This is a genomic window from Stenotrophomonas sp. YJH_SMC_33 (assembly GCF_059372295.1).
In genome coordinates, this window is the sequence record NZ_JCAFVJ010000003.1 from 176,565 (window position 1) to 199,070 (window position 22,506).

A 22,506-nucleotide genomic window follows, 5' to 3' on the forward strand; every position below is an offset into this window, starting at 1 on the left:
GTGGCTTTCATCCACGCGTGGCGTGGATTTCAGATCGCGGGGAACTGTCAGAGGCGGGGCGGTGTGGGTTGGCAGGACCGTTGGCGCCATGGGCCCGAGGCATGCCTCGGGCGGGTTGGGCAGGACGCCCCAACCCCGGTCTTGCCGTGTGCGCAGGACAGCGCACACGAGCAAGGCGCCATCGAGCCCCCAGGGGTGAGGGCGCTTTGCTTGCGAAGCACTGCTTCGCAAGCGCCCGAACGCCCAGCCGCCAGCGGCTGGGCCGGACCGCGGAGCGGGGTTTACGGCGTGTCCTGCCAGCCCACACCGCCCCGCCATCCACCGGGATCCAGCTGTTCCTATTGCGGTTGCCGGCCAGCGGCCGGCACTACCGCGGGTGCCGGGCGGCAGCCCGGCTCAGGCGCCGAAGCGCTCGTCGTCCATTGCCATCAGCGGGGCGGCGCCGGCCTGGATGGCGGCGGCGTGGCTGAGGGTGCGCGGCAGCACGCGGGCGAAGTAGAAGCGCGCGGTTTCGCGCTTGCCCTGGGCGAAAGCGGCACCGTGCGCGCTGGCATCGGCGGCGGCCACGCTGCGGGCCCACCAGTAGGCCAGCACCACGTAACCCGAATAGAACAGGTAGTCGTAGCTGGCTGCGCCCAGTTCGTCCGGATTGCCGGCCGCGCGCTGCAGCACGTCCATCGTCAGCTTGCCCCATTCGGCGGCCTTGGCGCGCAGCGGGCCAATGAACTCGGCCAGCGCTTCGTTGCCCTCGTGTTCCTTGGCGAAGGCTTCGATCTCGGCCAGCATCAGCTTCAGGCCGGCGCCCTGGCTGGAGGCGGTCTTGCGGCCGATCAGGTCCAGCGCCTGGATGCCGGTGGTGCCTTCATACAGCGTGGTGATGCGCGCATCGCGGGCCAGCTGTTCCATGCCGTGTTCGCGGATGTAGCCGTGGCCACCGAAGCACTGCAGGGCGTTGTAGGTGTTCTCGATGCCCCATTCGGTCTGGCAGGCCTTCGAGATGGGCGTGAGGAAGCTCACCAGGGTGTCGGCGCGCTCGCGCTCGGCGGCATCGCCGGCATGGTGGGCAATGTCGATCAGGGTGGCAGCGTGCAGCGCCAGCAGGCGGCTGCCTTCGACCAGCGACTTCACCGTCAGCAGCATGCGTCGCACATCCGGGTGGACCAGGATCGGGTCGGCCGGCTTGTCCGGGAACCTGGCGCCACTCAGGGCGCGCGACTGCAGGCGCTCACGGCTGTACTTCAGTGCGTTCTGGTAGGCGCGCTCGGACAGGCCGATGCCCTGCAGGCCAACGCCCAGGCGCGCGGTGTTCATCATGGTGAACATCGCCTGCAGGCCCTTGTGCGGCTGGCCGACCAGGTAGCCCTGTGCGCCATCGAAGTTCATCACGCAGGTGACCGACCCCTTGATGCCCATCTTGTGCTCGATCGAGCCGCAGCGCAGTGCGTTGCGCTCGCCGACGTTACCTTCGCGGTCGACCTTGAACTTGGGGGTGACGAACAGCGAGATGCCCTTGGCGCCCGGAGGGGCGTCGGGCAGCTTGGCCAGCACCAGGTGCACGATGTTGCCGGTCAGGTCGTGCTCGCCGGCGGTGATGAAGATCTTGGTGCCGGTGATCGCGTAGCTGCCATCGGCATTCGGCTCGGCCTTGGTCTTCAGCAGGCCCAAGTCGGTGCCGCAGTGCGGTTCGGTCAGGCACATGGTGCCGGTCCAGCGACCTTCGATCAGCGGCTTGAGGAAGGCCTCGTGCTGCCAGGCTTCGCCGTGCTGCTTCAGCGCTTCGATGGCGCCGTGCGAGAGCAGCGGGAAGTTGCCCCACGCCAGGTTGGCGGCGTTGATCATTTCGTTGAGCGGCACGCCCAGGGTGTGCGGCAGGCCCTGCCCACCCAGTTCCGGCGAGGCGGTCAGGCCGGTCCAGCCGCCATCGACGAACTGGTCGTAGGCCTGCTTGAAGCCGGGCGGGGTGGTCACTTCACCGGTGGCCTGGTCGAGCACGCAGCCGATCTCGTCGCCGACGCTGTTGAGCGGGGCCAGCACGGTGGCGCTGAAGCGGCCGGCTTCCTCCAGCACGGCATCGACCACGTCGGCGGTGGCGTCGGTGAAGCCCAGGCGGGCGAACAGGGGTTCGACCTTGAGCACGTTGTGCAGGGCGAAACGGAGGTCGGAAAGCGGGGCGGTGTAGCTGCTCATCGGTACGTCTCGGTTTGATCAGGGCAGGGGAGAGTGGCGCCAGGCGCCGCGACGGAAGGTGGAAATCAGCGCAGCACGCCCGGCAGGCCGGGCGCCTGGTTGAGGGTGCTGCGGCTGCTGATATCGAAGCTGCGCTGCTTCTTTTCCTGCGGCGTGGCCGCCACCGTTCCCTTCAGGCCGTAAGCCAGGGTGCGGTTGCTGGCCAGCGCGTCGGCCACCACCAGGCGTGCGGCCGAGCTGGGCACGAGGTCAACATTGATGACATCGGCTGAGGTGCCGCCAATGGAGATGCCCGGCTTGGCCTGCAGGGTGCCGGCGTCGCTGTCGCCGACGGTCAGCGCCAGCGCGACGTCATCGAAGGTCATGGGCATGGAGCTGTAGTTCTGCAGGCGCAGGGCCACGGTCCAGTTGCCGTCGGCGCGCACGGTCAGCTGCTGGAGGCTGGCCGCCGGTTCCGAAACACGCTTGACGATGCCGTTGTTGCAGGCAACAAGGGCGAGGGTGCACAGGACGATCAAGGCGATACGGAAACGGTGGAGCATGGGCGCAGTTCCTCTGAAGGGGTGCGTTGGATAAGCATACTACGGCGTATGGTCGTTTGGATCGCCTGTGGCGACCCGTCGCAGAGGGTAGCGCGTGAAGATGGCGGCCGGGCGTGCGCGGCGCCGGATGGCGCGCGCGTGGTGCGCCGGATGCGGGGAGGTTCAGTCGGCGGGTGTATCGCGAATCGGGGCCATCAGGCGCAGCGGGCCGAGGTCGTAGCCCATCGTCTCGGCCTTGGCTTTCAGCTGTTCGAACTGGGCGCGATCCATTTCCGGCAGGCGCGAGAGGATCCACAGGTACTTTCGGTCCGGTTCACCGACCAACGCCCACTGATAGTCCGGGTCCAGTGCCAGGACCCAGTAGTCGGCCCAGACCAGTGGCACCCAGCTCAGCCAGTCCGGAACGAATCGCACCTGCAACTGGCCGGGATGGCCGGCAACCGGGCGCGCCACGCCTTCAGCAACCACGCGTTCTCCGTCGCCGTTGCGGCAGGCATTGGTGACGCTGATGCGGCCATCGCGGCGCAGCCCGTAGTTGGCGGTGATATCGCCCACGCATTGCTTCTGGAACGAAACCGGAAGATGCGCAATCTCGTGCCACTGGCCGGCGTAGCGATCGATGTCCAGGCGCTCGACCGCGCGCACAGGTTCAGTGGCGATCACCGGGAAGGCGGCCAGCAGCAGGCAGGCGAGCAGGGCATGGCGCAGAGGCATCGTTAGGCTCCAGGCAGGAGTCTGGAGCGTAGGTGCCGCCGCGCATGCCGGTGTAAATGTTTCGTCAACCGGGCGTGTGCGCAGGCGCCGCATCCGCAACTTGTGCAGTGCGCGAAGCACGGACAAAAAAAAGACCCGCATTTCTGCAGGTCTCGAAAGATGGTGGCCGAAGACGGAATCGAACCGCCGACACGGGGATTTTCAATCCCCTGCTCTACCAACTGAGCTACTCGGCCAAACTGTGTGGCAATCACGATCAACTGCGATTCCCGAAAAAAGACCCGCATTTCTGCAGGCTGTCGAACGTGGTGGCCGAGGACGGAATCGAACCGCCGACACGGGGATTTTCAATCCCCTGCTCTACCAACTGAGCTACTCGGCCACGTAGTTCATTGCAGCGAGGTCGCTGCCAAGGACGCGCATATTACGGAGGTCAGTCGCCTACGGCAAGCATTTTGGCAAAAAACCTTCACATTGCCGTCTGCGCAGGCGCAAGTACTTGATCCGCCGTCGCGGGGCGGGGGCGCGCTGGATGCCGATTCATCCGGGCGCGGCGGCGCGGTGATCATCGCCTGCGGCGGAATTCAGCGGGCCACGGTGATCGACAAAAGCGGTGTGGCGGGGCCAGCGCTTGGACGGCACCGACACCTGACATGGAACGCTGTTTTCGTGACCGCCATTGGGGCACGCTGCGGCGTAGTGTCGGCGTTCTCTTCCTGACGCTGGCAACAGCAGAGATCGTTGTCATGTCCGATTCATCGACCACCACCCGCATCGTGCTGGCGTCGCGTCCGCTGGGGGCGCCTACTGCAGCCAATTTCCGCTTGGAGCATGCCGCGCTGCCGCCCTTGGGCGACGGCGAGGTGCTGCTGCGCAATCGCTATCTGTCGCTTGACCCGTACATGCGTGGACGCATGGATGAGGGACCGTCCTATGCCGCGCCGGTGGCGGTGGGCGCGGTGATGGAAGGGCAGACCGTGGCCGAGGTGCTGCAGTCCAACGCCGAGGGTGTAGCTGCAGGTGAGCTGGTGCTGGCGCCGGGTGGCTGGCAGACCCACGCGGTGCTGCCGGCCACGGCACTGGGGCGCCGCCTGGACCCGGCCGGACTGCCGCTGAGTACGGCGCTGGGGGTATATGGCATGCCCGGCTTCACCGCCTATTCCAGCCTGCATGAAATCGCCCGTCTGAAGCCGGGCGAGACGTTGGTGGTGGCTGCCGCAACGGGGCCGGTCGGCGCGACCGTAGCGCAGCTGGCCAAGCTGCAGGGCGCGCGCGTAGTGGCTATCGCTGGTGGCGAGGCCAAGCGTGCCTATCTGCAGACGCTGGGCGTGGACGAGGCGCTGGATCATCGCGCGGCTGATTTTGCCGAGCAGCTGCGCGCGGCGGTACCTGCCGGCATCGACGTGTACTTCGAGAATGTCGGTGGCCATGTGCTGGATGCAGTGCTGCCGCTGCTCAACAACTTCGCCCGCATTCCGGTGTGCGGCACCATCGCCACCTACAACGAGCGGGGCGTCGAGCAGCCCGGCCCGGACCGGTTGCCGGCACTGTTCAGCCAGATCCTGCGCCAGCGCCTGACCGTGCGTGGCTTCATCGTGCACGACTTCAACCATCTGTGGCCGGACTTCGAACGTGAGATGCGGCAGTGGCTGCGCGAAGGCCGCATCCAGTACCGCGAGGATGTGGTGGAAGGGCTGGAGAATGCGCCGGAGGCGTTCTTCGGGCTGCTGCAGGGACGCAACTTCGGCAAGCTGGTGGTGAAGCTGGATTGAGGGCTTGGCGGTGTGCCGACCAAGGTCGGCACCCACTTCAGGCAGTCGAGGCCTTTTCCCTGCGCAGCAGTTCGCGCTTGCGTGCCACGCCCCAGGCATAGCCGGACAGGTCGCCGTCGCGGCGCACCACGCGGTGGCAGGGGACTGCCACCGCCAGCGGGTTGCTTGCGCATGCACGTGCCACCGCACGACTCGAGCGTGGCGCACCGATACGCGCAGCGACATCCGCATAGGAGGCGGTTTGTCCACGCGGGATCTGTTGCAGCGCCTGCCACACCCGTTGCTGGAATGCGGTGCCGCGGATATCCAGCGGCAGCGTGGCGCCCCGCGAAGGATCCTCGACCAGGCCCACGACCTGCGCCACCAGTTGCTCATAGCCCTGGTCGGCGCCAATCAGTTCGGCCTGGCGGAAGCGTTGCTGCAATGACTGCAGCAGCGTCTCCGGATCGTCGCCGAGCAGTATCGCGACCACGCCGGTGGCACTGCTGGCCACCAGCACGCTGCCCAGTGAACTTTCGGCAAGCGCGAAGTGGATGACTTCGCCGCGACCACCTGCGCGCCATTGCTTGGGCGTCATGCCCAGCAACTTCGGTGCGTTCTCGTAGAAGCGCCCACTGGAACCGAAGCCGGCATCATGGAAGGCATCGGTGATGCGTTCCTGCTGTTCCAGCCCGGTGCGCAGGCGGTCGGCGCGCAGCGCGGCAGCGTACTGCTTGGGGGTCAACCCTGTGGCCTGCTTGAACAGGCGGTGCAGCCGGGTCGGGCTGCAGCCGGCGATGTCGGCCAGTTCCTGCAGTGAGGGTTCGTCGAGGCTGGTCTGCAGGTGGCGGCAGACCCGTTCGACGCGGGCATCGAGGGCGGTGGTGGCGGTACTGTCCATGGCCGGATTCTGGCACGCGCCGGTTCTGCGGAAACTCCGTTTCCTGCACCGACGGGCCAGGCCCGGAAACGGAGTGTTGGCAGGCCGAAGGCGCGGCATCGTGGCGGCCACTTCACAACCGGCACCACGACCATGCGCCTGAACAACAAGATCGCTCTCATCACCGGTGCCAGCGCTGGCATTGGCCGCGCCAGCGCGCTGCGCTTCGCCGCCGAAGGGGCGAAGCTGGTGCTCAACGCACGGCGGCCGGAGCCGCTGCAGGCGCTGGTCGAGCAGATTCGCGCCGCCGGTGGCGAAGCCGTGGCGCATGCCGCTGACGTGGCTGACCCGGGCACGGCACAAGCGCTGGTCGATCTGGCCCAGCAGTCCTTCGGCGGCCTGGACATCGCGCTCAACAATGCCGGCATGCTCGGGCCGGGCGTGCCGGCAGCGGAGTTCCCGGTGGACGCTTGGCGTGAAGTGATGGCCACCAATCTGGATGCCGCGTTCCATGCCGCACGTGCGCAGTTGCCGGCACTGCTGGCGCGCGGCGGCGGCTCGCTGGTGTTCGTTGGCACTTTCGTCGGTCACACCGTGGGATTCCCGGGCATGGCGGCCTATGCGTCAAGCAAGGCCGGGCTGATCGGCCTGAGCCAGGTGATCGCCGCCGAATACGGTGCGCGCGGCGTACGCAGCAATGTGCTGCTGCCCGGTGGTACCGATACCGAGATGGGCCGGCAGGCGGCTCCCACCGGCGATGCACATGACTTCGTGCGCTCGCTGCACGCACTCAAGCGCTTGGCCGAGCCGGAGGAGATCGCCAATGCGGCGCTGTTCCTGGCCAGCGATGAAAGCAGTTTCGTTACCGGTACCGCGATGCGTGTGGAGGGCGGGGTATCGATTACCCGCACCTGAGGACGGTCACCGACGTGGCCGGTAGCGGATACCGCTGCTGGCCATGAAGCCCTTCGGATCGAAACGGGCCCATGCCTCGCCCCAGTCGAAGCGGGCGTGGCCGCCGGCCAGTTTGCGCCCCAGCGCCGCACCCAGCGTGCGGCGCATGAAGGCGACTTCGGCATCGATTGCCGCCTGGTTCGGCCAGCCGTCTTCCAACGTCGCACCAGGCAGATCGACGCCGATCGTCACCATGTCGAGCTGTTGCCCGAAGAAGCACAGGCTGATGCCAGCGGGCACACCGCCCAGGCTGAGCCGGTGCAGGCTGAGCCAGCGATAGCCGGTGCCGACATCGCGCTCCCCCCGCACCAGCGGGGCAAAGGCGGCACGCGCTTCGTCCAGTAACAAGGTGGGGCCGATCAATGCTGGCAGGTTGCCGAGCTGGATGCTGCCGTCGGCCGCATTGAGGAGCATCGGCAACGCGTGGGCTGCGTGCTGGGCAGAGGAGGGCATGGCACACCGGCGAGCGTGGTGCCCCGGATTCTGGCTGGGCGGGGCGGTGGCGGCAAGCCGCTTCCTGCACAGGATGTTGGCGCGGGACTGACCTGCGGCTCACTCGGCAACCTCTAGCGTGGTGGCAGCGCTGGCCTGCTGCCGGCGAGGGAGTTTTCGATGAACGAGCAAAGCAGGGATCAGGACCCGAAGCAGGGCGTCCAGGAAAGCCGCCAGGACAGGAAGCAGGACGATGTGGCCAAGCAGCGGCCCGGGCAGCGCGACCAACAGGTGCGCGATGCGCACTCACGCGGCCCGCAGCGCAAGGACGGCGACCAGGAGCCGGCCTGAGTTGCGGGCGCTAAAAAGAAAAGCCCGCAGATCACGAAGATCTACGGGTTCTTCTGAATAGTGGTGGAGCCAAGGAGGATCGAACTCCTGACCTCGTCATTGCGAACGACGCGCTCTCCCAGCTGAGCTATGGCCCCACGGCAGGGCTTCAGTCTAGCCAAGCGCTTGCCGCTTGCCAAGCCGATCAAAGGAATTTCATGTCGAGACGCGAGGCACATCAGCGGGTGACTGTGCCGAAACCGCTTGTTTCGACGGGCTTGGGCACCACGCAACGAAATCGTAACAATTTGGGGGATAATGGCCGCTTGCGCAGTTCTCCTCCCTTTTGCCGCCCGGCTCGCGCAGGCCGCACGGACGCCTCCTCAGAGCATTCCATGCCCTCCCATTCCGATTCCCGCCGCCTGTCGGGTCTGTCGTCTTCCTTTGTTTCCTTCCGCCGTCACCCGCTGGCCCTGGCCTGTGCTGGCCTGGCCCTGGCGGGCAGCTTCGGTGCCGCCGCGCAGGACAGCGCGCCGACCCCAACCGGCCTGGACACGATCACCGTGACCGCCGAACACCGTGAGCAGAACCTGCAGGAAGTGCCGGTCTCGGTGGGTGTGGTGCAGGGCGAGCGCATGCGCGACTTCACCGCCGGCGGCGACGACACCCTGCTGGCACTGTCCGGCCGCGTGCCGAGCCTGTATGCGGAAACCACCACCGGCCGCATCTTCCCGCGCTTCTACATCCGCGGCCTGGGCAACATCGACTTCTACCTGGGAGCCTCGCAGCCGGTGTCGATCATCCAGGACGACGTGGTGCTGGAGCACGTGGTGCTGAAGTCCAACCCGGTCTATGACGTAGACCAGGTGGAAGTGCTGCGCGGCCCGCAGGGCTCGCTGTTCGGCCGCAACACCACCGCCGGCATCGTCAAGTTCGACACCCTGAAGCCGACCCAGGACTACACCGGCCGCGTCAGCGCCAGCTACGCCACCTACAACAGCGTGTCGATCGACGGCGGCTTCGGCGGCCCGATCAACGACATCGCCTCGTTCCGCGTGTCGGCGCTGTACCAGCACCGCGATGACTACGTCGACAACACCTACAGGGGCCCGAGCGCCGATGGCACGGTCAGCCCGAAGAAGAACGCCATGGGCGGCTTCGACGACCGCAACGTGCGCGCCCAGCTGCTGCTGACCCCGAGCGACCAGTTCTCGATCCTGGCCTCGGCCCACGCCCGCGACTATGAAGGCACCTCGACCCTGTTCCTGCGCGGTGCGCTGACCAAGGGCTCGAACAAGACCGACGTGCCGCGCGACAAAGTCGCCTACGACGAGGCCGACAACAACCCGCAGGCCTACAAGACCTACGGCGGCTCGGTGAAGGCACGCTACGACTTCGGCGCGATCGACTTCACCTCGATCACCGCCTACGAGACCACCTCCGGTTACAGCCGTGGCGACACCGACGGCGGTGCTGCGGTGAACTTCCCGGTCAACGGCGTGCCGAACGGCTACGGCCAGTCGATGGGCCGCATCCGCGACCTGGACCAGTGGACCCAGGAATTCCGCCTGGCCAGCCATGACGACAGCGCGCTGCAGTGGCAGGCCGGTGCGTTCTACTTCAACGGCAGCGACACCACCGACTTCTACCAGCGCGCCTGGTTCCTGCAGGGCGCGGCACGCAACCCGAACAACTGGGTGCGCCTGCGCAACAAGAACACCTCGTGGGCCGGTTTCGGCCAGCTGAGCTACGCCTTCACCGACAAGTTCACCGTCACCGCCGGCCTGCGCCAGACCAGGGACGAGAAGCACACCCGCCTGCTGAAGACCGCCGACACCGCTGCCGGCGTGGTCACCTACAAGGGCCGCACCGACGTCAAGATGTCCGACACCACCCCGAGCTGGGATCTGAGCGCGATGTATCAGATCACGCCGGACGTGAGCGTCTACGCCAAGGTCGCGCGTGGCTTCCGTGGCCCGACCATCCAGGGTCGTTCGGCAGTGTTCAATGCCGACTTCACCACCGCCGATTCCGAGACGATCCTGTCCTGGGAAGCGGGCGTGAAGAGCAGCCTGTGGGACAACCGCCTGCGCCTGAACGCCACCGCGTTCACCTACACCGTCAACGACATCCAGCTCAACGGCAACGATTCGGACGGCAACGGCGTGCTGTTCAACGCCGACAAGGCCAAGGCCTACGGCTTCGAAGCCGACATGGAGCTGCGCCCGATCCCGAACCTGACCTTGAGCGCCGGCCTGAGCCTGCTGCACAGCGAGATCAAGGACAAGCGCGTCTACGCACAGGTCTGCGGCCTCAACGGCCAGGTGGTGTGCACGGTGAATGACCCGACCATCAAGGTCGGCGCCAACACCTTCGCGCAGATCGACGGCAACCCGCTGCCGAACGCACCGAAGTACAACGTGAACCTGGCTGCCCGCTACGACTTCCCGGTCAGCGACGCTGGCACCATGTTCGTGTCCACCGACTGGAACAAGCAGGGTTACACCAGCTTCGTGCTGTACGACAGCAAGGAGTTCAACTCCAAGGGTGACTTCGAAGGTGGCCTGAAGATCGGCTACTCGGGCAACTACGGTGCCTACGAAGTTGCGCTGTTCGCGCGCAACATCACCAACGAGAAGAACCTCAAGGGTGTGATCGAGAACTACATGGCGGCGGTCTACAACGAACCGCGCACCGTGGGTGTCTCGCTGAACATGAACTGGTAAGCCTCACCCCGTCGTGTACCGGAAACGGCGCTCATCGAGCGCCGTTTTTCGTTGCTGGCCAGGCATCATCCGTGCTCAAGGCGTGGCGCTGACGCCCTTGCCCAGCGCTGCATCGGACGGCGCACTGGGGCCCAGCACCTGCAGCTGCATCGCCTCCATCCGCTCCAGTACCTTGCGCTGCTTGCCGTTGAGGCCGCGCGAGGTGATTGCGATGTGCTTGCGTGCAGCGTCCAGCGGCGCGGGTTGGTAGTGCACCGTGAAGCGGCGCAGGGCGCATCCCATCAGCTTGTCGACCGGTGCGCAGTCGTTGGCGTTGAAATCGATATCGCCGTCGGCGGCAACAATGAAGGGGCTGAGCAGGATCTGCCCTTCGCGGGCAGTGAAGGCCAGTGGCGCGTGGGCCTTGGCGATGACCGCCTGGATGCGTACGGCAGGGATGTCTTCAGGGACGATCCTGTCATCCCAGTAGCCTTCGGTCGGGCGCGAGGTTTCGTAGTTCTGGGTGCCCCATGCCACGCAGTTGCCGGAGGCCACATGCACCGAGATGCAGACCTGCTGGGAGTGCTGATCGGTCAGGACGCCGGGTGGTACCCAGACCTTCTTCCAGGAATAGAAACGGTAATCGACGTCGGCCAGGCGGGTGACGCCGATGTCCTTCGATACTTCGTCCGTGGTCCCCAGCGGCTTCAGCTTGGCCACGCGGGTGTTCAGGCGGTAGTTCTCCGCACCGTTCAGCAGATAGGTGCCCGGCGGAATCAGATGCACCTCGAACACGTCCATCAACACCGTCCGCTGCGGGCCGGTTTCCAGTTCGTTGGTGTTGAACAGCTGCACATAGCCCTGGGAGGGAATATCCTTGTGCTGGAAGGACACCCGCGTCGAGAACCCGGGTAGGTCGGTCGAGCGGTTGCCCAGATGAAAGCCGGGGACCGGGGAGCCGACACCTGGCCCGCCGTTGTGCACGACATACGGGGCCGGCACCAGCACAGCAACCAGACCGTCGCGGGTGGCACCGTCAATGATGTCCACCAGCTTGGCTGTGTTCTCCTTTTCCTGTGCATAGGAAAGCGGTGCGGCCTGCCCAGAGCATGCCAGGCCCAACGTGGTTAGCAGCAGTGCGCAGGCGGTCGCGATCTTGAGGGTCTGCATCGACGTCTCCTTGTCAGTACCGCCAAACCCTAGCACGGCCCCTGCAGGCTTGAGGTGCACGACGCCGGCGTGGTCCGGCGCCTTGTGCCATCAACGTGCGGGCAGCAGCGCCTGAAGCTGCGATTCCAGTTCCTGCTGGCGCCAGCCCGCCAGTGCGGCCGGCCATTTGCGGCGTTCCAGATAGCTTTCCAGATGCTTGCGGGAGGCCAGCACGCCATCCGGCAGGCCCAGCTCGCGGCTGCGTTCGGCAACGGCGTCCTGCAGCCTCTTCAGTACCTGCTTGTTGCTGTCGTTGGCGGGCAGTGCCAGCGGTGCCTCGGCCTCATCGGCCAGCGGCGTGGATAGTGCCTGCCAGACCGCGCCTGCCAGCTTGCGCGGTGCCTTCGGGAACTGTTCAAACAGCGTGGCCAGCGCGGCGGCATCGGCCGGTGGCGTGCGTGCCAGCGTGGCGGCCAGTTCGTTGTCCAGGATCCAGCTGCGCGGGCGGTCGCTGCTGCGTGCCTGCACATCACGCCAGCGCAGCAGGCGCAGCAGGCGGCGCTGCGCGGGAGCATCGAGAAACTGCGCTGAGCGCATCGCCAGATGCGGCCAGCGGTCCTCGTCATTGGCGACGCTGGCCAGCAGGCGCTCGCCGTCGTCGTGCAGCCACTGCTGGCGGCCCAGTGCCTGCAACTTGGCATCAATGGCGTCATGCAGCGCGAACAGGTGCTCGACGTCGTCGGCGGCGTATTGCAGTTGCGACTCCGAGAGTGGACGGCGCATCCAGTCCGAGCGGGTTTCGCCCTTGGTCAGCGCCACGCCGGTGATTTCCGCGACCAGCTTCTGGTAGCCCATGCCGCCACCAATGCCGGCCAGCGAAGCGCCGATCTGTGTGTCGAACAGCGGTCGCGGCAACACGCCGCAGGTCCACTTGAAGGCAACCAGGTCTTCGCTGGCGCTGTGCATCACCTTGGTGATTGATTCATCGGCCAGCCACGGCGCCAGTGCCTCGGTCATGCCGGGAATCAGCGGATCGATCAGCAGGATGTCCTGCCCGACCGCCATCTGCACCAGAGCCAACTGCGGCCAGAAGGTGCGTTCACGGATGAATTCGGTGTCCAGGCCGATGCGGGCCGGACGCTGCTGGAAGTACGCATCCAGCTCGGCGGGGGTGGTGATCCAGGTTGCCACGGGTCAGGGCCTACTACTCGGGTTTGCTCAGGCAGGGGAGAATAGCCTAACGTCGGTGCGCGTCCCTGCCGAAGGAGATCCTGCTTGCGTTTTCCGCTGTCGTCCGCGCTGTGCACCGCCTTGGCCATGGCCCTGGCAGGCTGCACGCCGTCGCCCCCCACGGCAGTGGACCGGAGTGCCGGGGAGGAGGCGCGCCCGTCCGCGAACGCAGACAGCGACGAGCGCCCGCAGGCCGGGCAGGGCAGCGTGACCATCGCCGGTGAGGATGCCGCCGAGGATGTACAGCAGTGGACGCCGCCGCGGGTGGACCGCCAGGGCCGCAGCCTGGCCCAGTTGCGCCGCGCGGCCGGGCAGGCCTTCACTGAGGGCCGGCTGTATGAGGATGCCGATGCCGCCATTCCGCTGTGGCTGGCAGTACAGGAAGAGGACCCGGATGACCGCCAGGCCCGCCAGGGCCTGCAGCGTGCCCGCCAGCGCCTGCAGCAGCAGGCGGGTGCGTTGCTGGTGCGGCCGCTGAAGCAGCGCGAGGCGCTGGCGGAGGCCAGCCGCCAGGCGCTGGTGCTGCTGACCCTGGCGCCCAAGGACGAGAAGGTACGCGCACTGCAGGGTCGGGTGGAGCTTGCCCAGCGGGTGGTGGCTTACAACCGCGCCGGTGAAGAGGACCTGCGCTCGGGCCGGATCGGCGAAGACGGGGACGGGGCTATTGGCAACTTCCGCGAGGCACTGGCACTGGATGGGAACAACAGCCGTGCGCGGCAGGGACTGGCCGCAGCCGAAAGCGGGCTGATCCGCCGCGCAGAAGATGCTGCACGCGCGCGCGATTTCGCCAGCGCGGGCACTTGGTTGGCCGAAGCCAGCAAGGTGCGCGACTCATCGCCGACCATTGCCGACGCGTTCGAGCGCATCGAGCAGATCCGTGCGGCGGTGTTGCTGCAGCTGCGCGATGACGGCCTGCGCGACCTGTCCACGCCGCAGGGCCTGAAGCCGGCACGCGAGAAGCTGGCCGAGGCCCTGCGCATCGCCCTGCCGGGAGACCCGGTGGTGGCCCAGCTGCGTGAGCGCATTGACCTGGCCACGCACTACGGCAGCTTCCGCCCGGGGCAGGTATTCAGCGATGCCATGCGCGATGGCGGGCGCGGGCCGCAGATGGTGGTGGTCCCGCACGGCGGCTTCCAGATGGGGGCCGGTGATGCCGAGCCGGGCGCCAGCGATGCCGAGCGGCCATCGCATTATGTACGCTTTGATCGAGGCTTCGCGATGGCGATCACCGAGGTGACGGTCAGCGATTTCCAGCGCTACGTGAAGGCGACCAATGCGCGCCCGCGTGCGACCCGTCGCGGCCATTCGGTGGTCTATGACGAACGCAGCGGCAACTTCATCCGCCGCAGCGGCGTGGACTGGCGTTCGGACTACGACGGTGGCCTCGCGATGGCCAATTCGCCGGTGATGCATGTCAGTATCCGCGATGCCGAAAACTATGCGGCGTGGTTGTCCGAGCAGACCGGGCGCAGCTACCGGTTGCCCAGCGAGGCCGAGTTCGAATACGCGCTGCGCGCCGGCAGCAGTGGCCGCTATCCGTGGGGCGCCGCCGGCACGCCGCCGCCCGGTGCTGGCAACTTCACTGGCAGCAAGGATGTCTCGCCATCGGGACGGCACTGGCACAACGCCTTCATCGGCTATGGCGATGGCTGGTGGGGGCCCGCGCCGGTGGCCAGTTTCCAGGCCAATGCCTTCGGCCTGCACGACATGGCGGGCAATCTCAGCGAGTGGGTGGCCGATTGCTGGCATGCCAGCTACCGGCGCGCGCCCTCCGATGGCGCGGCCTGGTTCAACCCGGGCTGCCGCGCACGGGTGATCCGCGGGGGCAACTGGGCCAACGCGCCGGAGCAGACCCGTGCGGCGTGGCGGCAGTCGCAGGATTCGGACACCACCAGCGCGCGCATCGGTTTCCGCCTGGTGCGGGGCATCTGAGCGGCACCGGGCTTCACCCGCTGCTGGCGCCCGCGCACTAAGATTGCGCCGTGCCCGCCGGCCGGCGGGGCCTGCTGGACGACCCCTGATGCGCAATGATCCCTTTTCCCGCTCGCCCCAAGGCCCGCAGCGTCGCGGCCTGTTTGGCAACATCCGCTGGTGGGTGCTGCTGCTGGCCGCCGCCTATGCGCTCTTCTACTGGTTTTCCAATCGCACGGTGGACCCCTACACCGGCGAGAAGGTGATGATTGACAGCAGCCTGGACGCCCGCCAGGAGACCGCCTTGGGCCTGCAGGCCTACCAGCAGATCCTCTCGGAGGAGCCGCCGATGGACTCCAACGCGCCGATCGCCCGCGATGTGCGCGACATCGCCCAGCGCCTGATTGCCAAGGTTGATGTGGTGGAGACTGCACTGGCGCAGGAGCACGGCGTTCAGCCGGCGCATTTCGCGCGTGATTTCCAGTGGGAAGTCAACGTGATCCCATCTGAACAGGCCAACGCATTCTGCCTGCCTGGTGGCAAGATGGCGGTCTATACCGGCCTGGTGCCGGTGGCGCGCACGCGCGACGCGATGGCGGTGGTGATGGGCCACGAGATTGCCCATGCGCTGCTGCGCCACGGTGCGCAGCGGATGGCGCAGCAGAAGCTGACCCAGATCGGGCAGATGGCCGGCGCCGCCAGCGGCATGGATGCGCAGCAGCAACAGATGATGATGTCGGCGATGGGCTACGGGTATCTGTTGCCGTATGCGCGCAGCCACGAGACCCAGGCCGACGAAGTGGGACTGATGCTGGCCGCAGCGGCGTGCTTCGACCCGCGCGAGGCGGTGCCGCTGTGGCAGCGCATGGGCCAGGCCAGTGGTGGCCAGTCACCGCCGGAGTTCGCGTCGACTCACCCGAACCCGGGTACCCGTATCCAGAACCTGCAGGCGTTGATGCCGAAGGCACTCGAGTACCGGCAGAAGTTCTGCGAGCAGGCAAAGTAGGGGGTTGTTCGGCAGGGCTTGCAGCCCTGCACCTGCCGAAGCAACAGCAACAGCAACAGCAACAGCGTGCATTCCTTGGGATGGCGGGGTGGGTCCGGTTGCGGGGGCCGCTGCAAGTACGTCCATGTAAGCTCGGTCGCCGCATCCATGCGGCTCACGCCCCCGCAACCGGACCCACCCCGCCTTCGACAGATGTCCGCGATCTGCCGGAATGGCGCTTGGGGTCAGATCCGTTTTCCGCAGGAAAACGGATCTGACCCCGAATTGATTCGATATCTGAAAGAGATTCATCCACGCATGGCGTGGATCTACCGACCGTCATCGGGACACTGTCTAGGGTGGGGCGGTGTGGCTGTGAGGACCGTTGGCGCCATGGATGGCGCCATCGAGCCCCCAGGGATGGGTTTACGGCGTGTCCTGCACAGCCACACCACCCCGCCAAGCTATCAGCAATCCAGAGCCGCTTTCGCTGTTGCTTCGGCTGTTGCATTTGCCTCTGCAGGTGCAGGGCGCAGCCCTGCCGAACCCCTTTACTTGACCTGCACGTCGATCACGCCGTCGCCCACGCGCGCCTGCAATGCGTCGCCGGGCTGTACCTGATCGACCTGGCGCACCAGCGTGCCATCGTCACTGCGGGTCAGGATGCTGTAGCCGCGCGCTACAGTCGCCAGCGGGCTGACCGCTTCCAGCGAACGCGCCAGCCCGCGCAGGCGCAGCGCATCGCGTTCCAGCAGACGCTGCATCGCTGCCTGCGGTCGTCCGCGCAGGGCGGCCAGGCGGCGTTGCATCGTGTCGAGTTGGCGCTGTGGGTGGTGCCCGCGCAGGACCGCCGCTGCATGGCGAAGGCGCGCAGCACGGCGCTCCTGCTGCTGGTTGAACGCGGCATGCAGGCGCCGGCCCAGATCGAGCTGGCGGCGGCGCAACAGGTCCAGTCGCGCCTGCGGGCTCTGCGCGTTCAGGCGCAGCAGGGCACGGTCAGCACGTTGCATCGCCTGCTGCATCGTGTGCCGCTGCAGCTGCGCCATGCGTGCCGCGGTGCGCCGCAGGCGCAGGGCCAGTTCGCGCTGGTCCGGTACCAGCAGCTCGGCTGCCACCGATGGCGTCGGTGCACGCAGGTCGGCGGCGAAGTCGCTCAGGCTGAAGTCGGTTTCATGGCCCACCGCCGACACTACCGGGGTGCGGCTGGCGGCGATCGCACGGGCCAGTGCTTCATCGTTGAAGGCCCACAGGTCTTCCAGTGAACCGCCGCCACGGGTCAGCAGGATCACGTCGTAGCGGCCACTGGCATCGGCGGCCTGCAGCAGGCGGGTGATCTGTGCAGCGGCGCTGCTGCCCTGCACCAGGGTCGGCAGCAGGTCCACTTCCAGCAGCGGGAAGCGGCGGCCGAGCACGCTCAGCACGTCGCGCACAGCGGCGCCGGTGGGGGAGGTGATCACCGCAAGGCGCTGCACGTGCGCCGGCAGCGGCCGCTTGCGTGCCGGGTCGAACAGGCCTTCGGCCTCCAGCCGTGCCTTCAACTCCTCGAAGGCGCGGCGCAGTGCGCCTTCGCCGGCTTCCTCCATGTGGTCCAGCACCATCTGGTACTCGCCACGGGCGTCGTACAGGGTCACTTTGCCGCGCACCAGCACGCGCATGCCTTCGCGCGGCACGAACTTCAGGTACTGCGCCTTCATCCGGAACATCGCCGCACGCAGCTGCGCGCGCGCATCCTTCAGGGTGAAGTAGAGGTGTCCGGAGGCAGGACGCGCCACGCTGCCCAGTTCGGCCTCGACCCAGATCGCCGGGAAGCTGCCTTCCAGCAGGTCGCGGGCCAGGGTGTTGAGCTGGCTGGGGGTGAGGATGTCGTTGTTGCGTGGCTGCATGGGAACGGCGTGCTGCGGGCGGAACGGGGGCTCAGGATCGCACGTCAGCGCACCGTGTGCTGGCCCAGTGCCCACTGCACGTGTTCACGCACCAGCGGCGAGGGATCGTCGATGCGGGTCTGCAGGGCAGCCAGCGCTTCGGCCGAGGACGGCGCATTGCCCAGCGCCACGGCGATGTTGCGCAGCCAGCGCTCATGGCCGCTGCGCCGGATCGGGCTGCCTTCGGTGCGGCGCAGGAACTCGGCTTCGTCCCAGGCGAACAGCTGGTCCAGGCGCGCGGTATCGAGGTTGTTGCGCGCGCGGAAATCGGCTTCGTCGGTACGCTTGGCGAACTTGTTCCAGGGGCAGACCAGCTGGCAGTCGTCACAGCCGTAGATGCGGTTGCCGATCAACGGCCGCATGTCTTCGGGGATGGCACCGTCGTGCTCGATGGTCAGGTAGGAAATACAGCGCCGCGCGTCCAGCCGCTGCGGGCCGGTGATCGCGCGGGTAGGGCAGACATCGATGCAGCGCGTGCAGGTGCCGCAGTGTGCCGTAGCCGGCGCATCGATCGGCAGCGGGATATCGATGTAGATCTCGCCGATGAAGAACCAGGAACCGCCGTTGCGGTCGATCAGGCAGGTGTGCTTGCCGATCCAGCCCAGCCCCGCGTTGCGCGCCAGTGCGCGCTCCAGCACCGGCGCCGAATCGACGAATACCCGGTAGCCCAGCGGTGCCACTTCATCGTTGATCTGCGTGGCCAGCTTCTGCAGGCGGTTGCGCATCAGCTTGTGGTAGTCGCGGCCCAAGGCGTAACGGGCCACGTAGGCGCGGCCCGGGTCGGCCAGGGTTGCCCAGGCTTCGGTGTCGTCCTTGTGGCTGTAGTCCATGCCTACCGAGATCACCCGCACCGTGCCGGGCAGCAGCTCGGCCGGGCGCGCGCGCAGGGTGCCGTGGCGCGCCATCCAGTCCATCGTGCCGTACAGGCCCTGGCCCAGCCAGTCGGCCAGGTGCGCCTCGTCCTCGCCCAGCTCGATGCCGGCGATGCCGCAGCGCTGGAAGCCATGCGCACGCGCCAGTTCGCGGATGCGCTGTACGGCCTGGACCGGATCGACAGGGGAGGGGGCGGGAGACATATGCACCAGTATAAAATCCCCGCATGGCCAACCTTGCCGCTCTGTTCGATTCCGCTGCCGCGCGCGCGCTTGATGCGCAGGCCTCGGCACTGGCTGCCGAGGGCGGCTGGAGCCTGATGGCGCAGGCCGGCCACGCCGCCTGGCAGTGCCTGCTGCAGCATTGGCCACAAGCGCAGCGGATCGGCGTGGTGGTTGGCGCAGGAAACAACGGCGGCGATGGCCTGGTGCTGGCCCGCCATGCACGACAGGCCGGGCGTACGGTGACGGTGATCGCCTTGCCGGGCAAGCCACCGGCGACGTCGCTGGCGCAGCGTGCCGCATCGGAATTCACGTCCGACGGCGGCACCATCACCGATTTCGACGGCGCGCTGCCCGAGGCCGATATCTGGGTCGATGCCCTGTTCGGTCTGGGCTTCGACCGTGCGCCGGAAGGTGTGGCGCAGGCGCTGATCGTCGCCCTCAACGCGCAGGCGGCACCGGTTCTGGCGCTGGACGTCCCCAGTGGCGTCGATGCCGATCGGGGCGCCGTACCGGGCGAGGCGGTGAAGGCTGCTTTGACCCTGCAGTTCATCGTGCCGCATCGCGGGCTGTATACCGGCGATGCGCTGGATCACTGTGGCCAGAAGGCGCTGGCGCCGCTGCAGCTGCCCGCGGCCGCATGGCAGGGCGTGTCACCCGCCGTGGAGCACTGGACCCAGGCGCGCTTGCCGGCACTGCTGCCGCCGCGCCGCGCCAACAGTCACAAGGGCGAATCCGGCCACGTGCTGTGCGTCGGCGGCAACCACGGCAGCGGCGGTGCCATCGCCATGGCAGCCGAGGCCGCCTTGCGCGCAGGGGCGGGGCTGTTGAGCCTGGGCACCCGCCGCGACCACGTCGGTCCACTGCTGGCTCGGCTGCCCGAGGCGATGACCCATGCACTGGAAGACGGCGATGTGCTGCCGGCGCTGCTGGACAAGGCCAGGGTGGTGGCGATCGGGCCGGGCCTGGGCCAGGACGAATGGGCGCGCGCGCTGTTTGCGCGGGCGCTGGCCAGCGCCAAACCGCTGGTGGTCGATGCCGATGCACTGAATCTGCTGGCGCAGGATCCGCGCGCGCTGCCGGACGCCATCCTTACGCCACATCCGGGCGAGGCCGCGCGCCTGCTCGGCTGCAGTACCGCTGACATCCAGGCCGATCGCTACCGTTGTGCGCAGGCGTTGGCCGAACGCTTCCACGCCGTGGTGGTGTTGAAGGGCGCAGGCAGCATCGTGACGGCGCCCGGGCAGGCGCCACGGCTGATCGCTGCAGGCAATCCCGGCATGGCCGTGGGAGGCATGGGCGATCTGCTCACCGGCATCATCGCCAGCCTGCGCGCGCAGGGCCTGGCCGCCTTCGACGCCGCCGCGGCCGGTGCGCTGCTGCATGGGCTCGCGGGCGACGCCGCGGCCGCCGATGGCGCGCGCGGCCTGCTTCCTACTGATCTGCTGTCGCCGTTGCGGCGACTGGCCAACCCGGAACTTTCCCGATGATCGATTTCTTCCTTGCCGACAGCGATGCCACTGAACTGCTCGGGCAATGGCTGGCGGCCACGCGGCCGCCGCAGGCGCTGGTCGAATTGCGCGGCGACCTGGGGGCCGGCAAATCCACCACGGCCCGCGCACTGCTGCGCGCGCTGGGTGTCCAGGGCGCCATCCGCAGCCCGACCTACACCCTGGTCGAGCGCTATCCGCTGGCCGGCGGTGGCGAGGCCTGGCATCTGGATCTGTACCGGATCGGGCAGGCCGGCGAACTCGATTTCCTCGGGCTGGACGAGGGCAGCGCGGTACTGTGGCTGGTTGAATGGCCGGAACGCGGTGCCGGTGCGCTGCCGCCAACCGACCTGGTGGTGGCGCTGGAGATCGAGGGACAAGGGCGTCGCGTTCGTCTCACTGGCGCCAGCGACGCGGGGCATGAATGGCTGAAACGGCTTCCCCAAGGAGGCGACTTGCAGGCCATATCTGTCGGCTGACGAGAACAAACACCGGCAGGTTACGGATTATTAAGGAAAAAGGTGTTGCATTCCGTTCAGCGCGGTGATTGAATCCTGAGCCATGCGCCCGGGGAACCGTCTCATCGCCATCTGTGCCGCCGTCGGACTGGGTCTGGCGAGCGTCAGCGCGTGGGCCGGTGAAATTCGCCAGGTCCTGCTGAATACCGGTGCCACCGGCACCCGTGCCGAGATCTCGCTGGTGGGCAGTGGCGGTTACAAGACGATGTCGTTGGCCGGACCGAACCGCCTGGTGGTCGATTTCCCGGACTCCAGCGCCGTACGCAACCTGAAAATGCCAGCGGCGCAGGGCGTGGTCACCGCGGTGCGCACCGGACAGCCGGTGCCGGGTACCTTCCGTGTCGTTTTCGACCTTGCTGAATCGGTGGCGCCGTTCCGCCCACAGATGCAGCGCGAGGGCAATGAATCCAAGCTGGTGATCGAATGGCCGGGCGATGGCCCGGCCGTGGCCGCCAGCCGTCCGGCAGCGACGCCAGCGGTGCCGCCGCAGGCGCCGGCCAACACGCCCGCACCGACGCCGACGCCGACGGAGAGCGCGCAGGCGCGTACCGATGCCGCGCGTGCCACGGCGCTGCTGACTGCCCAGGTGCGGCAGCAGGCCAGTGCCACCGCCGCCGCGCCGGCCACGCCTACCCCGGCGCCATCCACCGCGCCGGCCCAGGTCGCGGCGGCGGGTACCGTGGCCAGCAGTTCGCCTTCTTCCTCGCCGGCCGCGATCCTCGCTGGGCAGCGCACCGCAGCGGTGGTGACCACGCCGCCGGCCACGGTGCCTGCGCCGGCACCGACGCCGGTGGAACCGCCGCGCCCGGCCATGCCCAGTGATGCCTCCCGCATCCGCATGCAGGCCGGCATGCGCCATCTGGTGGTGGCCATCGATCCCGGTCACGGAGGCCAGGATCCGGGCGCGATCGGCCCGACCGGCAAGCGTGAGAAGGATGTCACCCTGGCGGTGGCGCGGGAACTGGCCCGTCAGGTCAATGCGACGCCAGGCCTGAAGGCCTACCTTACGCGCGACAGCGACGTGTTCATTCCGCTGCCGATGCGCGCGCAGAAGGCGCGTGCAAACAAGGCCGACATCTTCATTTCCATCCATGCCGACGCGGCCGAGAACCGTTCGGCCACCGGTTCGTCGGTGTACGTACTGTCGACCAAGGGTGCCTCTTCGCAGCGCGCCCGTTGGCTGGCAGACAAGGAAAACGCGGCCGATCTGGTCGGTGGCGTTCGCCTGCAGCAGACCGAGGGCACGCTTGCCAATGTGCTGCTGGACCTGGCGCAGAGCGGCTACATGAAGGCGTCCGAAGACGCCGCCGGCCACGTGCTGGGCGGCCTTAAGCGGATCGGCAACAACCACAAGCCGAACATCGAGCGCGCCAACTTCGCGGTGCTGCGTACGTCGGACATGCCGGCGATGCTGGTGGAAACCGCGTTCATCTCCAACCCGGATGAAGAGCGTCGCCTGACCGACCCGGCCTACCAGCGCAAGATCGCCGGTGCCGTGCTCGATGGCGTGCACACCTTCTTCAGCCGCCAGCCACCGCCGGGCACGCTGTACGCGGCCCGTGCCCAGGCCGAGATCGACGCCGCAGCCACCATGGCCGGCGGCAGCAAGTAATCCGCTTCCTGTAGAGCGCGGTAGAGTCGACTGTTGGTTGACTACGTGCGCAGCGCGGGGCTTTTCGGCGCCCGGGCGGAGAGCAGTCGACTGACAGTCG

18 protein-coding genes and 3 tRNA genes are annotated in these 22,506 nt (G+C 67.5%); 9 read left to right on the plus strand and 12 right to left on the minus strand.

Features of this window, described 5'->3' with window-relative positions; translation table 11 throughout:
• Positions 1-396: 396 nt before the first annotated feature.
• The 5 genes from AC5P9W_RS07525 to AC5P9W_RS07545 form a co-directional block, all read right to left on the minus strand.
• Positions 397-2,187, minus strand: a complete 1,791-nt coding sequence (locus AC5P9W_RS07525) for an acyl-CoA dehydrogenase C-terminal domain-containing protein (RefSeq protein ID WP_288041454.1) — start codon at positions 2,185-2,187, stop codon at positions 397-399.
• A gap of 65 nt (positions 2,188-2,252) precedes the next feature.
• Positions 2,253-2,729 carry an LEA/WHy family protein gene (locus AC5P9W_RS07530; RefSeq protein ID WP_010486516.1) on the minus strand — a complete coding sequence of 159 codons (477 nt, stop codon included), beginning with the start codon at positions 2,727-2,729 and terminating at the stop codon, positions 2,253-2,255.
• A 162-nt stretch (positions 2,730-2,891) separates the two neighbouring features.
• Positions 2,892-3,443 carry a lipocalin family protein gene (locus AC5P9W_RS07535; protein ID WP_111098303.1) on the minus strand — a complete coding sequence of 184 codons (552 nt, stop codon included), beginning with the start codon at positions 3,441-3,443 and terminating at the stop codon, positions 2,892-2,894.
• Positions 3,444-3,603: 160 nt separating this feature from the next.
• Positions 3,604-3,679, minus strand: a tRNA-Phe gene (locus AC5P9W_RS07540).
• Between the two features lie 70 nt (positions 3,680-3,749).
• A tRNA-Phe gene (locus tag AC5P9W_RS07545) sits at positions 3,750-3,825 on the minus strand.
• 364 nt (positions 3,826-4,189) lie between these two features.
• Here AC5P9W_RS07545 and curA point away from each other — a divergent pair.
• Positions 4,190-5,215: an NADPH-dependent curcumin/dihydrocurcumin reductase gene (gene curA, locus AC5P9W_RS07550; RefSeq protein ID WP_227852705.1), complete on the plus strand. Its 1,026-nt coding sequence runs from the start codon at positions 4,190-4,192 to the stop codon at positions 5,213-5,215.
• A gap of 37 nt (positions 5,216-5,252) precedes the next feature.
• Here the strand turns inward: curA and AC5P9W_RS07555 are convergent, their stop codons facing one another.
• Positions 5,253-6,095 (minus strand): bifunctional transcriptional activator/DNA repair enzyme AdaA, encoded by an 843-nt coding sequence (locus AC5P9W_RS07555; protein ID WP_031269378.1) that lies wholly within the window; start codon positions 6,093-6,095, stop codon positions 5,253-5,255.
• Between the two features lie 132 nt (positions 6,096-6,227).
• Here AC5P9W_RS07555 and AC5P9W_RS07560 point away from each other — a divergent pair, with 132 nt between their 5' ends.
• On the plus strand, positions 6,228-6,989 hold the full coding sequence (locus AC5P9W_RS07560; RefSeq protein ID WP_021202169.1) for an SDR family oxidoreductase: 762 nt from the start codon (positions 6,228-6,230) through the stop codon (positions 6,987-6,989).
• Positions 6,990-6,995: 6 nt separating this feature from the next.
• Here AC5P9W_RS07560 and AC5P9W_RS07565 read toward each other — a convergent pair whose 3' ends face one another.
• On the minus strand, positions 6,996-7,481 hold the full coding sequence (locus AC5P9W_RS07565; protein WP_457894720.1) for a hypothetical protein: 486 nt from the start codon (positions 7,479-7,481) through the stop codon (positions 6,996-6,998).
• Between the two features lie 159 nt (positions 7,482-7,640).
• Between AC5P9W_RS07565 and AC5P9W_RS07570 the strand changes: the two genes are divergently transcribed.
• Entirely contained in the window at positions 7,641-7,811 is a 171-nt protein-coding gene (locus tag AC5P9W_RS07570; protein WP_021202167.1) for a hypothetical protein, read from the plus strand.
• Positions 7,812-7,872: 61 nt separating this feature from the next.
• On the opposite strand, the gene AC5P9W_RS07575 is transcribed toward AC5P9W_RS07570, so the two are convergent.
• Positions 7,873-7,948 (minus strand) — tRNA-Ala (locus AC5P9W_RS07575).
• A 237-nt stretch (positions 7,949-8,185) separates the two neighbouring features.
• Between AC5P9W_RS07575 and AC5P9W_RS07580 the strand changes: the two genes are divergently transcribed.
• Positions 8,186-10,516, plus strand: coding sequence for a TonB-dependent receptor (locus AC5P9W_RS07580; protein WP_227853047.1), 2,331 nt, complete (start codon positions 8,186-8,188; stop codon positions 10,514-10,516).
• 75 nt (positions 10,517-10,591) lie between these two features.
• Here the strand turns inward: AC5P9W_RS07580 and AC5P9W_RS07585 are convergent, their stop codons facing one another.
• Positions 10,592-11,665, minus strand: a complete 1,074-nt coding sequence (locus AC5P9W_RS07585) for a hypothetical protein (RefSeq protein WP_021202165.1) — start codon at positions 11,663-11,665, stop codon at positions 10,592-10,594.
• Between the two features lie 90 nt (positions 11,666-11,755).
• A complete protein-coding gene (rnd, locus tag AC5P9W_RS07590) occupies positions 11,756-12,835 on the minus strand; it encodes a ribonuclease D (RefSeq protein ID WP_111102438.1) in 1,080 nt (359 codons plus the stop codon).
• Between the two features lie 84 nt (positions 12,836-12,919).
• Between rnd and AC5P9W_RS07595 the strand changes: the two genes are divergently transcribed.
• On the plus strand, positions 12,920-14,806 hold the full coding sequence (locus AC5P9W_RS07595; RefSeq protein WP_111102437.1) for a formylglycine-generating enzyme family protein: 1,887 nt from the start codon (positions 12,920-12,922) through the stop codon (positions 14,804-14,806).
• An 88-nt stretch (positions 14,807-14,894) separates the two neighbouring features.
• A complete protein-coding gene (locus tag AC5P9W_RS07600; RefSeq protein ID WP_111102436.1) occupies positions 14,895-15,791 on the plus strand; it encodes a M48 family metallopeptidase in 897 nt (298 codons plus the stop codon).
• Positions 15,792-16,321: 530 nt separating this feature from the next.
• Here AC5P9W_RS07600 and xseA read toward each other — a convergent pair.
• Together xseA and queG are read right to left on the minus strand one after the other, a co-directional pair.
• Complete coding sequence (xseA, locus tag AC5P9W_RS07605; protein WP_111097875.1) at positions 16,322-17,653, minus strand: exodeoxyribonuclease VII large subunit; 1,332 nt, start codon at positions 17,651-17,653, stop codon at positions 16,322-16,324.
• 44 nt (positions 17,654-17,697) lie between these two features.
• Entirely contained in the window at positions 17,698-18,768 is a 1,071-nt protein-coding gene (gene queG, locus AC5P9W_RS07610) for a tRNA epoxyqueuosine(34) reductase QueG (protein ID WP_111097874.1), read from the minus strand.
• A gap of 23 nt (positions 18,769-18,791) precedes the next feature.
• Here queG and AC5P9W_RS07615 point away from each other — a divergent pair, with 23 nt between their 5' ends.
• The 3 genes from AC5P9W_RS07615 to AC5P9W_RS07625 all read left to right on the plus strand — a co-directional run bounded on the left by AC5P9W_RS07615 (position 18,792) and on the right by AC5P9W_RS07625 (position 22,406).
• Positions 18,792-20,276: an NAD(P)H-hydrate dehydratase gene (locus tag AC5P9W_RS07615; protein WP_111102799.1), complete on the plus strand. Its 1,485-nt coding sequence runs from the start codon at positions 18,792-18,794 to the stop codon at positions 20,274-20,276.
• Complete coding sequence (gene tsaE / locus AC5P9W_RS07620) at positions 20,273-20,755, plus strand: tRNA (adenosine(37)-N6)-threonylcarbamoyltransferase complex ATPase subunit type 1 TsaE (RefSeq protein ID WP_019660526.1); 483 nt, start codon at positions 20,273-20,275, stop codon at positions 20,753-20,755. The genes AC5P9W_RS07615 and tsaE overlap by 4 nt, the downstream gene beginning before the upstream one ends.
• Before the next feature lie 82 nt (positions 20,756-20,837).
• The gene (locus AC5P9W_RS07625; protein ID WP_329866776.1) at positions 20,838-22,406 is read left to right on the plus strand and encodes an N-acetylmuramoyl-L-alanine amidase; all 1,569 of its coding nucleotides are present in this window, start codon (positions 20,838-20,840) and stop codon (positions 22,404-22,406) included.
• Positions 22,407-22,506 lie beyond the last annotated feature (100 nt).